Genomic DNA, 12,465 nt, shown 5'->3' with positions numbered 1-12,465 from the left:
CCGGGACGCTGGTCCACGTCGGGTGGGGGATCCGGACCGGGGCGCGGGCCAAGGACGTGTCCGCCGACCGGTTCACCCGGTTCTTCGGCTATCTCGCCCCCACTCGGGAAGACGCAGCGTAGAAGGAGACCGCACGCTCATGAGCGATGTACTGGAGCTGGTGGACGTTTCGGTGGTCCGCGACCGACGGGCTCTGGTCGACCAGGTCTCCTGGTCGGTCGCCGAAGGCGAGCGGTGGATCATTCTCGGCCCGAACGGCGCCGGCAAGACCACGCTGCTGAACATCGCCTCCAGCTACCTCTTCCCCACCAACGGCACCGTCCAGATCCTCGGCGAGAAGCTCGGCAGCGTCGACGTCTTCGAGCTGCGCCCCCGCATCGGCATGGCCTCCAGCGCCCTCACCGACAAGCTCCCCAAGAGCCAGACCGTGCTGCAGACGGTCCTCACCGCCGCGTACGGCATGACCGCCACCTGGCACGAGGACTACGACCCGGTCGACGAGGAGCGGGCCCGCGCCTTCCTCGACCGGCTGGGCATGAGCGAGTTCACGGACCGCAAGTTCGGCACCCTCTCCGAGGGCGAGCGCAAGCGCACCCAGATCGCCCGCGCCATGATGACCGACCCCGAGCTACTCCTCCTCGACGAGCCCGCCGCGGGACTGGACCTCGGCGGCCGCGAGGACCTGGTCCGCCGGCTCGGTCGGCTCGCGCGCGACCCGTACGCGCCGTCCATGATCATGGTCACGCACCACGTCGAGGAGATCGCCCCCGGCTTCACCCACGTCCTGATGATCCGCCAGGGCAAGGTCGTCGCCGCCGGCCCCATCGAGAGCGAGCTCAACTCCCGCAACCTCTCCCTCTGCTTCGGCCTCCCGCTGGTGCTGGAGCACCGCGGGGACCGCTGGACCGCCGCGGGCCTCCCCCTGGGCTGACTCCGTCCCCTCCGACGGCAACAGCCTGATCAATTAATCGACTTGGGCCTCGCGTTCCCTGTCCCAACAGGGCCGCGGCGCCCTAGCATTGCGGCGTGGACGCATGGGTTTGGTGGCTGGTCGCCGCCGTGGGTTTGGGGATTCCTCTCGTCATCACCACGATGCCCGAGTTCGGCATGTTCGCGGTGGGTGCCGTGGCCGGATCGGTCACCGCCGGCCTGGGGGGCGGGCTCACGATGCAGGTCATCGTGTTCGCCGCGGTCTCCACGGCGCTGATCGTCGTGGTCCGGCCGATCGCGAACCGGCATCGGGGGCAGGCCGCCCCCGAGCAGCGCACCGGCATCGACGCCCTGAAGGGACGGCAGGCGGTCGTGCTCGCCCGCGTCGACGGCCAGGGCGGTCAGATAAAGCTGGCCGGCGAGGTCTGGAGCGCCCGCTCCTACCAGGACGACCAGGTTTACGAGCCCGGGCAACGGGTCGATGTTGTGGATATCGACGGCGCGACCGCCGTCGTCATGTAAGGGAGCGCTATGGAACCGATCATCATCGTCCTGATCATCCTGGTGGTGCTCGTCTTCATCGCACTCATCAAGACGATCCAGGTGATCCCGCAGGCCAGCGCCGCCATCGTGGAACGCTTCGGCCGCTACACGCGCACCCTGAACGCCGGCCTCAACATCGTCGTGCCGTTCATCGACACCGTCCGCAACCGGGTGGACCTGCGTGAGCAGGTCGTCCCGTTCCCGCCGCAGCCGGTGATCACCCAGGACAACCTGGTCGTGAACATCGACACCGTCATCTACTACCAGGTGACGGACGCCCGCGCCGCGACGTACGAGGTGTCCTCCTACATCCAGGCCATCGAGCAGCTCACCGTCACCACGCTCCGCAACATCATCGGCGGCATGGACCTCGAGCGCACCCTGACCTCCCGCGAGGAGATCAACGCGGCGCTGCGCGGCGTCCTGGACGAGGCCACCGGCCGCTGGGGCATCCGCGTCAACCGCGTCGAGCTCAAGGCGATCGAACCGCCCACCTCCATCCAGGACTCGATGGAGAAGCAGATGCGCGCCGACCGTGACAAGCGCGCCGCGATCCTCACCGCCGAGGGTGTGCGCCAGTCCGCGATCCTCACCGCGGAGGGCGAGAAGCAGTCCGCGATCCTGCGCGCCGAGGGTGAGGCCCGCGCCCAGGCGCTGCGCGCGGAGGGCGAGGCCCAGGCGGTCCGTACGGTCTTCGAGGCGATCCACGCCGGCGACGCGGACCAGAAGCTGCTCTCCTACCAGTACCTGCAGATGCTGCCGAAGATCGCGCAGGGCGACGCGAACAAGCTCTGGATCGTCCCCAGCGAGATCGGCGAGGCGCTCAAGGGCCTGGGCGGCGCCCTCGGCAACTTCGGCGCCCCCGGCGGCGGCACGAACGGCTCCGGCGCCGCGGACGACCCGTCGATCCCACCGCAACAGCGCCGCGCCGCCCCGTACCGCGAGCAGCCCCCGCTCGAGTAGAGATCCCCCGCAATCAGAGCGGGCCACCGCACCCAGCGCCACGACGTCCCCCCGCGCGGGCCGCGACCCACTCCGAGCCGCGGCCGGGGGTGACCAGGTAGACCGGCGAACGGGCGGGTGGGCGGGCAATCACCCGCGCCGAAGGCGCGGCCGGCCGCGGCGGAGGCGAGGGCCCCACCCACCCGACCAGAGCGACCGCCGCGCCCGGGGCGCACCCCTCCCGGGAGCCGACCGCCACCGGACCACCCCCAAGGGGGGCCCGGGGGCGAAGCCCCCGAAAGGGTCACGCACGCAAGCGCACGCAAGCGCACGCAAGCGCACGCAAGCGCACGCAAGCGCACGCAAGCGCACGCGCCTACGCCGCCCGACCGGCGAGCCACGCAGGCAACCCCTCCCGCGCCCCAAGCGCGAGAAGCATCGAATCAGCCGGCGTCGGCTCGAACGGCAGCGCAAGCAACCGCATCCCGGCCTCCTCCGGAGTCCGGTCCGCCTTGCGGTGGTTGTCGGAGGCACACGCCGCCACCGTGTTCAGCCACGAGTCCGCGCCGCCCTTCGACCGCGGTACGACGTGGTCCACCGTCGTCGCCCGGCGCCCGCAGTACGCGCACCGGTGGCCGTCACGCACCAGCACACCCCGCCGCGACCACGGCGCCCGTTGTCGGAACGGCACCCGTACGTATCTGCAGAGTCTGATGATCCGCGGCACGGCCATGTCGACGTTCGTCCCACGGACGCGCAGACCGTCGTGCTCCAGCTCGACCACTGCCTTGTCCTGCATCACGAGCACCACGGCCCGCCGCAGCGACACCGTCGACAGCGGCTCGAAACTCGCGTTGAGCACCAGCGTCTCGCGCATCCTCTCCACCTCCCGGCACACTCCTCGCCGAGCGGCGAAGTGGCTCCACTGTGTCCCGGGAGGCGGATCTCGGACAACGCAATTTACGCGGTCGGCGCCTCGTATTCACCGATCAACTGGGCGCGTGCCAGCGCGTGGAAACGCAGGTTGAACCCGACGACCGCCGGCGACGCGTCCGCGTCCGGCCCCAGCTTCTCGGAGTCCACCGCGTACACGGTGAACACGTACCGGTGCGGCCCGTCGCCGGGCGGCGGCGCGGCCCCGCCGAAGTCCCGGGTGCCGTAGTCGTTGCGGACGTGCACCGCGCCGCCCGGCATCCCCTTCATCTCACCGCTGCCGGCACCCGTCGGCAGCTCGGTCACCGACACCGGGATGTCGAACACCGACCAGTGCCAGAACCCGCTGCCGGTGGGCGCGTCGGGGTCGTAGCAGGTGACGGCGAAGCTCTTGGTCTCCGCCGGGAACCCCTCCCACCGCAGCTGCGGGGAGGTGTTGCCGTGGGCGTACACCTGGGCGTCGTCCAGCGTGGCGCCCTCCCGTACGTCGTCGCTCACCACCGTGAACGACGGGACGGGGGGATGGAAATCGTGGGGCAGCGGCCGTCGGCTCTGCTGGGTCACGTCGGTGCACCTCCAGGGTGTGGGCTTCTCCGTCGAAGTCCGTGAACGCCTGACTGCTCCGCAGCCTAGGCCCTCCCACCGACGACAGCCGACAGCAAGGCGTCCCACACCGCGTCGACGGGGGGATCGCCCGGCGCGAGCAACCGGTTGGTCAGCAGCACGACCGTCGCGCCCACCGCCGGCACGACCGCGAAGCGCGTCCCCGTGAACCCCGGATGCCCGACCGCCCCGTACCGCGGCCACCGGCGGAAACCCAGCGCCTGCCCCGGATCGGCGCCCGGCGCCGCGAACTCCGCGGCCACCGCCGCCGGCCACGGCCCGCGCCCGTCCAGCGAAGCCAGCAGCGCCCGCCCGTACGCCAGCAGATCGGCCGCCGAGCCGAACAGCCCCGCATGCCCGGCGACGCCGCCGAACGCGTGCCAGGCGTTCCCGTCATCGCACTCCCCGACGAGCAGCCCCTCCCGCCACCCGGCGAAGTCCCCCGGCGAGAAGGGCACCGGGTACGGCGACCCCGTAGCCACCATCAGCCGCTCCACGGCGTCCCCCCGCGCCGAGGCGACCAGCGCCCGCCCGGGCGGCGGCAGATAGCCGGCCGCCGCCATCCCCAGCGGCCGGAACACCCGCTCGGCCGCCAGCTCCGCCAGCGGCGCCCCGCCCGCCTCCTGCGCGAGCGCGCCGAGCAGCATGAAGCCCAGGTCCGAGTAGTGCCGTCCCGACCCGCGCGCGAAGGCGGCAGGCAGCGTCCGTACGAGATCGAGCGCCGCCCCGGGCTCCCGCGCGCCCGCCACATACAGCGGCCACCACAGCGCCAGCCCCGCCCGGTGCTCCAGCAGCTCGCGCACCGTGACCCCGCCGTGCGGCCCCGGCAGCACGCGCCCGATCCGGCCGTCGAGATCCACCCGCCCTCGTGCGACCAGCCCCATGAGCAGGGCGGTCGTCGCCGCCACCTTCGTCACGGACGCCAGGTCGAAGACGGCGTCCAACGCGTTCACCCCGTCCGGCACACCCGCCCCGTATACGAGCGGCGCACGCCCGTCACCCCGGTCGACCGCCGCCACCACCGTCGGCACACCGTGGTCGGCGGACAGCGGTCCGACGAGCGCGGACAGTTCGAGACTCGGCATGGCGGTGATCGTAACCGCGTGGAAAACCCCTGTGCCCATTGCCAGTTGTCCAACCAATGATCCCCGGAACGCATGCTTCACAGCAGATCGGCAAGCGATTACGGTGCCTGATCATCAAGCCCGGAGGGAGGACCCGAAGGTGATGACACGACGCCCCTGGCGCCGGCCCGGCTCAGCCGCCGCTCTGCTGCTGGTGGCGGCCCTGACCGCCAGCGCCTGCAGCCCCAACCCGTCCGACGACAGCGACAAGGCCGCAGGCGGGGACGGTGGCCGTATCACCGTCGCACGCACCGGCGACATCGAGCAGCTCGACCCCGCGCGTGCCACCGCCTTCCAGTCCGTACAGACACTCGGCCTGGTCTACGACACCCTCGTCGACACCGACGACGGAGGGCAACTCGTCCCCGGCCTCGCCGAGAAGTGGCAGGTCGCCCCGGACGGCAAGAGCGTCGAGCTGACCTTGCGGCAGGGCGTGACGTTCCACGACGGCACTCCGCTGACCGCTGAGGACGCCAAGGCCACCCTGGAGCGCAACATGGCCAAGGAGACCGGCGCCGTCGTCGGCTCCTACCTCGCCAACGTCACCGCCGTGGCGGCCTCCGGCAACACCCTCACCCTGACGCTCAAGCAGCCCGACGCCAGCCTCCTCACCGCGCTGACGTACACCGGCAACTCCATCCTCGCGAAGAAGGACATCGACGCCGGCACGGTGGGCAAGAAGCCCAACGGCACCGGCCCCTTCACCTGGAAGAGCTGGAAGCAGAACCAGAAGCTGGAACTCGCCGCCAACACCAAGTACTTCGGCGGCGCGCCCAAGGCGAAGACCGTGGAGTTCCGCGTCATCCCCGACGAGGCGTCCATCGCCTCCGGTATGCAAGCCGGCAGCTTCCAGCTCGGCATCCTCTCCGACCCCGCCGTCGCCAAACAGGTCACCGGCGCCAAGGCGGCGATCACCGCCCAGCCGACGCTGGCGTACCACACCCTGATGCTCAACGGCCGCTCCGGACCGCTGGCGAAGACCGAGGTCCGCCAGGCCATCGCCTGCGCGGTCGACCGCCAGGAGATCGCCGACGCCGTCTACTTCGGCCAGGCCAAGGTCACCGGCCCGATCACCTCGCCCGCCTATCCGTACGACCCCACCGCCGCCCTGCCCTGCAAGCCGGGCGACGTGGACGCCGCGAAGGAGCTGCTGCGCAAGGCGGGCGAGGCCAAGGGCTTCACCCTCAAGACGATCACCATGATCGGCGAGTACTCCACCTCCACCAACATCGCCCAGGTCCTCCAGGCCCAGCTCAAGAAGATCGGCGTCGACCTTCAGCTGGAGCGGCAGCAGACCAATGTCTATGTCGACAACTGGCTGAAGGGGAAGTTCGACGCCGCGGTCGCCCTCAACGGCGGCTCGGTCGACCCCTATCTGATCTACAACCGCTACTTCACCAAGGACGCCAGCCTCTCCCTCCCCGCCGGCTTCAGCAGCGACAAGCTCAGCGAACTGCTCGCCGCCGCCAACACCACCACGGACACGGGCGAGCGCACCGCGCACTTCGACGCGCTGCAGAAGGAGCTGCTCACCCAGTCCCCGTGGGTGTGGCTCTTCGCCAACCAGGTGTACTACGCCGTCGGCAAGGACCTGACGGGCTTCAAGCCGCTGCCCACGGAGTCCCTCGAGTACCTGCGCAAGGCGACCGTTGGCCAGTAGCGCGCCGCTCATGTCCCGCACCACCGGACTGCTCCGGCCCGGCGGCCCACTGCGCTTCGCGCTGGGCCGCCTGGCCGGCACCGCGGCCACCCTGTTCGGCGTGGCCGTGGTGGTCTTCGTCGTCCTGCGCGCCCTGCCGGGCGACACCATCACCGCCAAGCTCGGCACCGAGGCCGGCGCGCTCGACGCCGAGCAGCGGGCCGCCCTGGAGAAGTACTACGGCCTCGACAAGTCGCCCCTCGAGCAGTTCCTGGGCTGGCTCGGCGGCGTCCTGCAGGGCCGCCTCGGCGTCTCCCTCGACACCGGCGTCCCCGTCCGCACCCTCATCGGCGACGCCCTGCCGGTCACCCTCGAACTGGCGCTGCTCGCCATGCTCATCGCCACCCCGGTCGGCGTGGCGCTCGGCATGTTCGCCGCCAGCCGCCCCGGCAAGGCCCGCGACCTCACCACCCAGGGGCTCGGCCTCTTCGGCCTCGCCCTGCCCGAGTTCGTCCTCGCGTCCGTCTGCGTGGCCGTCCTCGCGACCGTCTTCTCGTACTTCCCCGACCCGGGCACGTACACCCCGCTCAGCGAGTCCGTCGGCGGCAACCTCAGCCAGCTGCTCTACCCGGCCCTGGTGCTGGCCGTCGGCCTGTCCGCCACGATCATGCGCACCACCCGCTCCGCCTATCTGGAGAACGCCCGCTCCGAATTCGTCCGCACCGCGCGCGGCAAGGGCGTCGCACCCATGCGCGTGCGCCTGGCCCACATCCTGCGCAACTCGCTGATCCCCATCCTGACGATGACCGGCATCCAGTTCGGCTATCTGCTGGGCGGCACGGTCATCGTCGAGCAGATCTTCGCCCTGCCCGGCCTCGGCCGGCTGCTCCTGCAGGGCATCACCCAGCAGGACTACGCCATCGTGCAGAGCACCACGCTGCTGGTGGCGACCGCGTTCGTCCTGGTCAACCTGGCCGTCGACCTGCTCTACCGGCTTCTGGACCCGAGGACGCGATGACCGCGAACCAGCCCCTGGCACCCACCGCCCGGCCCGGCCCGTACGGATGGCGGGCCGTCGTCCGCGGCGTGTGGCACGACAGGAACGGGCGCGCCGGCGCGCTCCTCACCGCCGTCCTCCTGCTCGCCTCGCTGCTGGCCGCCGCCGGCCTCGTCCCGTACGACCCCCTCGACCAGGACGCCACCGCCCGGCTGCAGGCACCCTCCGCCGCCCACTGGTTCGGCACCGACCAGTTCGGCCGCGACATCCTCTCCCGCAGCCTTTCCGGCATCGCCGCCTCCCTGCGCGTCGCCGCGGTCGCCGTGGCCTGCGCGGCCCTCGTCGGCTCGCTGCTCGGCGTCACCGCCGGCTACGTCCGCGGCTGGCTCGACGCCGTCGTCTCCCGCCTCGCCGACATCCTCTTCGCCTTCCCGGCGATCCTCCTCGCCCTGGCGATCGTCGCCGCCCTCGGCCAGGGCTGGACCAACACGGCCGCCGCCATCGCCGTCGTCTACACACCGATCTTCGTCCGCGTCGCCCGCGGACCGACGCTCGCCGTACGCGAGGCGGAGTACGTCAAGGCCGGCAAGGTCCTCGGCTACAGCCCGGCCCGCCTGCTGCTGCGCCACGTCACGCCCAACGTCAGCGCGCCCATCGTCGTACAGACCGCACTCGCCCTGTCCTGGGCGATCCTCACCGAGTCCGGCCTGTCCTTCCTGGGGCTGGGCACCCAGCCGCCCCAGCCCTCCCTCGGCCTGATGGTCAGCGAGTCCCGCAACCTGCTCACCGAGGCGTGGTGGACGCTCGCCTTCCCCGCCGCCCTCATCGTCGTCGCGGTCGTCGCCCTGAACCTCCTCGGCGACGGCCTGCGCGCAGCCCTCGACCCGCGGGAGGCGAAGCGGTGAACGACACTCTTCTGGAGGTACACGACCTCCGCACCTCCATCGGCGACCTCGACGTCCTGCGCGGCGTCTCCTTCACCATCGCCCCCGGCGAGACCGTCGGCCTGGTCGGCGAGTCCGGTTCGGGGAAGTCCTTCACCGCGCTGTCCCTGATGGGCCTGCTCCCCGAGGCCGCACGCGTCACCGGCGGCCGTATCCGCTACGAGGGCCGCGACGTCCACGCCCTCCCCGAACGGGAGCGGCGCGCCCTGCGGGGCGCCGGCATCGCGATGATCTACCAGGAGCCGCTCACCGCCCTCAACCCGCTGATGCGCGTCGGCGCCCAGATCCTCGAAGGTCTCGCCGCCCACGGCGTCACCGGCGACACCGCCCGCCGCCGCATGCTCGCCGCCCTCGACGAGGTCGGCCTGCCCACGCCCGAGAGGACCGCCCGCCGCTACCCCCACCAGCTCTCCGGCGGCCAGCGCCAGCGCATCGTCATCGCCATGGCCCTGGCCATGCGCCCCCGGCTGCTCATCGCCGACGAACCCACCACCGCCCTCGACGTCACCGTCCAGCAGCAGATCCTCACCCTCGTCGACCAGCTGCGCCGCGACCACGGCCTCGCCGTCCTGTGGATCACCCACGACCTGGGCGTGGTCGCCCGCCTCACCCGGCGGGTGATGGTCATGTACGCGGGCCGCATCGTCGAGGACGCCCCCGTACACGACCTCTTCAAGGACCCCCAGCACCCCTATACGGCCGGCCTCATCGCCTCCCTCCCACCCGCCCGCGGCGCCGAGCGCGCCCCCCTCCCCGCGATCGGCGGCACCCCGCCCGACCTCGCCGCCCTCCCACCCGGCTGCCCCTTCGCCCCGCGCTGCCCCCAGCGCACCGACCGCTGCACGGCCGAGGAGCCCGCCCTCACCCACCGCGCCGCCTGCTGGGTCCCCAAGGAGTCGTGGACATGATCGAGGTCAGCGAACTCGTCAAACACTACGGACCGGTCCGCGCCGTCGACGGCGTCACCTTCACCGTCGACAGCGGCGAGACCCTCGGCCTGGTCGGCGAGTCCGGCTGCGGAAAATCCACCACCGCCCGCCTCCTCGTCCGCCTGGAGACCGCCACCGGCGGCACGGTCCGGATCGACGGCATCGACGTACGCCGCGCCCGCGGAGCCGAACTGCGCCGGCTGCGCCGCACCGTCCAGCTCGTCTTCCAGGACCCGTACGCCTCCCTCAACCCCCGCCTCACCGTCGAGCAGACCCTCGGCGAAGTCCTCCACGTCCACCGCCTCGCCGGAGGCGCCGCCCGCGTCACCGAGCTGCTGGACCTCGTCGGCCTGCCCGCCTCGACCGCCCGCCGCCACCCCCACGAACTCTCCGGCGGCCAGCGCCAGCGCGTCGGCATCGCCCGCGCCCTCGCCGTCGAGCCCCGCGTGCTCGTCCTCGACGAACCGGTCTCCGCCCTCGACGTCTCCGTCCGCGCCGAGGTCATGAACCTCCTGGCGCGACTGCGCGAGGATCTCGGCCTCACTTACGTCTTCATCTCCCACGACCTCGGCATGGTCCGCCACCTCTCCGACCGGATCGCCGTCATGTACCTGGGCCGGATCGTGGAGCTCGGCGACTGGCGCGCCGTCTCCGACGACCCGCGCCACCCCTATACGCAGTCCCTCCAGGACGCGGTCCCGCTGCCCGACCCCGTGGCGGAGGCCGCCCGCACGCTCACCCCCCTGCGCGGCGAGGTCCCCGACCCGGCGTCCCCACCCCCCGGCTGCCCCTTCCACCCCCGCTGCCCGCACGCCGAGCCCGTCTGCCGCACGGACACCCCGCTCCTCTCCGAGCCGGCGCCCGCCCACTGGGCAGCCTGTCATCTCCTCCCGGTACGGCAGCCCGCCGACAAAGGCGGCAGCCCGCGACCCTGAGGGCCACGGGCTGCCGCCGTCGTTCGTATCGGGCGCTCCGCCGTCAGAGCCAGTTCCGCCGGCTGCCGACCTCGGAGATCCACTGGTTCAGATACGCCGCCCAGTCGGTCTGGTCGTACGCCGACAGGCTCACCTTGAACGCGCGGAAGGAGTCCGTGCCCTCGGTGAACAGCCCCGGCTTCTTGTCCATCTCCAGTACGACGTCCATCTCCCGGTCGTCGGCCACGAAGGTGACCTCGACCTGGTTCAGCCCGCGGTACTGCTGCGGCGCGAAGAACTCGATCTCCTGGTAGAACGGCAGCTTCTGCCGCGTACCGCGGATGTGCCCGCGCTCCAGGTCCGCGTTCTTGAACCGGAAGCCCAGCCGCCCGAACGCGTCCAGGATCGCCTGCTGCGCCGGCAGCGGGTGCACGTTGACCGGGTCCAGGTCACCGGAGTCCACGGACCGCGCGATCTGCAGCTCGGTGGTCACACCGACGCTCATCCCCGTCAGGTGGTGGCCCATGAACGTCGTGATCGGCGTCTCCCACGGGATCTCCAGCCCGAACTGCACCACGTGCTGGGCGCCCGGCTGGATGGTGAAGGCGCCACCGAGCCGCTGCCGGTGGAACTCGATGTCCTGCTTGTACTCCTGGTCGCCGCTCTCCACCTCGACCCGGGCCTGCAGACCGACGGACAGCCCCTCGATCTCCTGGGACACCTGCCCACCGGAGATCTCGACGTGCCCCTGCACCACACCGCCGGGAACCACGTTCGGCTCCGCCAGAACGGTCTCCACCGACGCGCCACCGGCCCCGAGGCTGGCGAACAGCTTCTTGAACCCCATCACACTCCTCCCCGTACTACCCTCACCGGGCATGTCACGTACTCCGCCGGACCGGTCCTTCCTCCAGCGTCCCGCGCCGGAAGCAGCCCCGGACCTCCTTGGCCGCACACTACTGCGTTCCACCCCCGAGGGCCCGACCGAGGTGCGACTCGCCGAGGTGCAGGCGTACGACGGCGCGGGGCGGCCGGCGTGAACGGCGACCTCCTCGCCCACCCGGCCGAAGAGGTCGCCCCCAAGCTGCTCGGGAGCGTCCTCACCCACATGGGCCCCGAGGGGACCGTGAGCATCGCGATCACCGAGACGGAGGCGTACTCAGGTGCCGCCGACCCCGCCTCCCATGCCTACCGGGGCCGGACCCCCCGTAACGCCGTCATGTTCGGACCCGCGGGACATCTGTACGTCTACCGCTCCCACGGTCTCCACTGGTGCGCCAACGTCGTCACCGGGACGGACGGCATCGCCTCGGCTGTCCTCATCAGGGCGGGCAGAGTCATCGAGGGGGAGGACCTGGCACGAAAGCGGCGGGGGGACAGGGTCGAGAGCGCACGCCTCGCCCGAGGCCCGGGGAACCTCTGCCAGGCACTGGGCATCGCGGCGGAGCACAACGGCGCAGACCTCCTGACAGGTACTGCGGTCACGCTGTCCGAGGGCGAGCCGGTGCCGACCGGCCTCATCCGGGTCGGTCCGCGGGTAGGCGTGAGCAAGGCCCACGACTGGCAACACCGCTTCTACCTCGCCGGCGATCCGACGGTCTCGGCGTACCGCCTGAGCCCGAGAGCCGAACCGACCGCCGGCACCGGACCCACGGAGCTTGACTCTCGGCGGCCGACCCCGTAATGTAGACCAAGCCGCAAAACCGGGGGCCGCTAGGGCGCGCCTCTGAGACGGCACCTCTCACTACTGGATGAACTCTCTGATCGGTCCTTCCGGACCGTGCTTTGTGCACCCCGGAAATGCTCGATTAGAGAATGGCGGAGAAATCCGCTAACGTAGTGGTCACCGCGAGGCCGGAAACGACTTCGCGAAATCCCGCCGGCCGGGACAGAGACTGAAAAGGATCTGATAGAGTCGGAAACACCGAAGGGAAGCGCCCGGAGGAAAGCCCGAGAGGGTGAGTACG

At 71.4% G+C, this 12,465-nt stretch carries 13 protein-coding genes and 1 pseudogene; 10 read left to right on the top strand and 4 right to left on the bottom strand.

Going from position 1 to position 12,465, the window contains the following annotated elements; genetic code table 11:
* Positions 1–139 precede the first annotated feature (139 nt).
* From AB0M28_RS37900 to AB0M28_RS37890, 3 genes are all read left to right on the top strand, one after another.
* Positions 140–931 (top strand): ABC transporter ATP-binding protein, encoded by a 792-nt coding sequence (locus AB0M28_RS37900; RefSeq protein WP_365414940.1) that lies wholly within the window; start codon positions 140–142, stop codon positions 929–931.
* A 161-nt stretch (positions 932–1,092) separates the two neighbouring features.
* A complete protein-coding gene (locus AB0M28_RS37895; protein WP_365414942.1) occupies positions 1,093–1,452 on the top strand; it encodes an NfeD family protein in 360 nt (119 codons plus the stop codon).
* Positions 1,453–1,461: 9 nt separating this feature from the next.
* Positions 1,462–2,436 (top strand): SPFH domain-containing protein, encoded by a 975-nt coding sequence (locus AB0M28_RS37890; RefSeq protein ID WP_365414938.1) that lies wholly within the window; start codon positions 1,462–1,464, stop codon positions 2,434–2,436.
* Between the two features lie 355 nt (positions 2,437–2,791).
* Here the strand turns inward: AB0M28_RS37890 and AB0M28_RS37885 are convergent, their stop codons facing one another.
* The 3 genes from AB0M28_RS37885 to AB0M28_RS37875 form a co-directional block, all read right to left on the bottom strand.
* Entirely contained in the window at positions 2,792–3,292 is a 501-nt protein-coding gene (locus AB0M28_RS37885) for an HNH endonuclease (protein WP_365414936.1), read from the bottom strand.
* A gap of 83 nt (positions 3,293–3,375) precedes the next feature.
* Positions 3,376–3,912, bottom strand: coding sequence for a YbhB/YbcL family Raf kinase inhibitor-like protein (locus tag AB0M28_RS37880; RefSeq protein ID WP_365414934.1), 537 nt, complete (start codon positions 3,910–3,912; stop codon positions 3,376–3,378).
* A gap of 65 nt (positions 3,913–3,977) precedes the next feature.
* Positions 3,978–5,036, bottom strand: a complete 1,059-nt coding sequence (locus AB0M28_RS37875; protein ID WP_365414932.1) for a serine hydrolase domain-containing protein — start codon at positions 5,034–5,036, stop codon at positions 3,978–3,980.
* Positions 5,037–5,178: 142 nt separating this feature from the next.
* Here AB0M28_RS37875 and AB0M28_RS37870 point away from each other — a divergent pair, with 142 nt between their 5' ends.
* The 5 genes from AB0M28_RS37870 to AB0M28_RS37850 are packed head-to-tail and all read left to right on the top strand — an operon-like array spanning position 5,179 to position 10,519.
* A complete protein-coding gene (locus tag AB0M28_RS37870) occupies positions 5,179–6,735 on the top strand; it encodes an ABC transporter substrate-binding protein (RefSeq protein ID WP_365414930.1) in 1,557 nt (518 codons plus the stop codon).
* A 10-nt stretch (positions 6,736–6,745) separates the two neighbouring features.
* Positions 6,746–7,732 carry an ABC transporter permease gene (locus AB0M28_RS37865; protein WP_365414928.1) on the top strand — a complete coding sequence of 329 codons (987 nt, stop codon included), beginning with the start codon at positions 6,746–6,748 and terminating at the stop codon, positions 7,730–7,732.
* Positions 7,729–8,616, top strand: coding sequence for an ABC transporter permease (locus AB0M28_RS37860; RefSeq protein ID WP_365414926.1), 888 nt, complete (start codon positions 7,729–7,731; stop codon positions 8,614–8,616). Before AB0M28_RS37865 ends, AB0M28_RS37860 begins: the two co-directional genes overlap by 4 nt.
* A complete protein-coding gene (locus AB0M28_RS37855) occupies positions 8,613–9,563 on the top strand; it encodes an ABC transporter ATP-binding protein (RefSeq protein WP_365414925.1) in 951 nt (316 codons plus the stop codon). Before AB0M28_RS37860 ends, AB0M28_RS37855 begins: the two co-directional genes overlap by 4 nt.
* The gene (locus AB0M28_RS37850) at positions 9,560–10,519 is read left to right on the top strand and encodes an ABC transporter ATP-binding protein (RefSeq protein ID WP_365414923.1); all 960 of its coding nucleotides are present in this window, start codon (positions 9,560–9,562) and stop codon (positions 10,517–10,519) included. Before AB0M28_RS37855 ends, AB0M28_RS37850 begins: the two co-directional genes overlap by 4 nt.
* 43 nt (positions 10,520–10,562) lie before the next feature.
* Here the strand turns inward: AB0M28_RS37850 and AB0M28_RS37845 are convergent, their stop codons facing one another.
* Entirely contained in the window at positions 10,563–11,345 is a 783-nt protein-coding gene (locus AB0M28_RS37845; RefSeq protein ID WP_365414921.1) for a sporulation protein, read from the bottom strand.
* Positions 11,346–11,376: 31 nt separating this feature from the next.
* Between AB0M28_RS37845 and AB0M28_RS37840 the strand changes: the two are divergent.
* Positions 11,377–11,520 (top strand): annotated as a pseudogene (locus tag AB0M28_RS37840) (3-methyladenine DNA glycosylase); the annotation flags it as partial.
* A 14-nt stretch (positions 11,521–11,534) separates the two neighbouring features.
* The gene (locus AB0M28_RS37835) at positions 11,535–12,182 is read left to right on the top strand and encodes a DNA-3-methyladenine glycosylase (RefSeq protein WP_365414919.1); all 648 of its coding nucleotides are present in this window, start codon (positions 11,535–11,537) and stop codon (positions 12,180–12,182) included.
* The last annotated feature ends 283 nt before the right edge of the window (positions 12,183–12,465 follow it).

The organism is Streptomyces sp. NPDC051940 (assembly GCF_040680895.1).
Taxonomy (GTDB): domain Bacteria; phylum Actinomycetota; class Actinomycetes; order Streptomycetales; family Streptomycetaceae; genus Streptomyces.
This window is presented reverse-complemented; position numbering and strand designations above follow the sequence as displayed.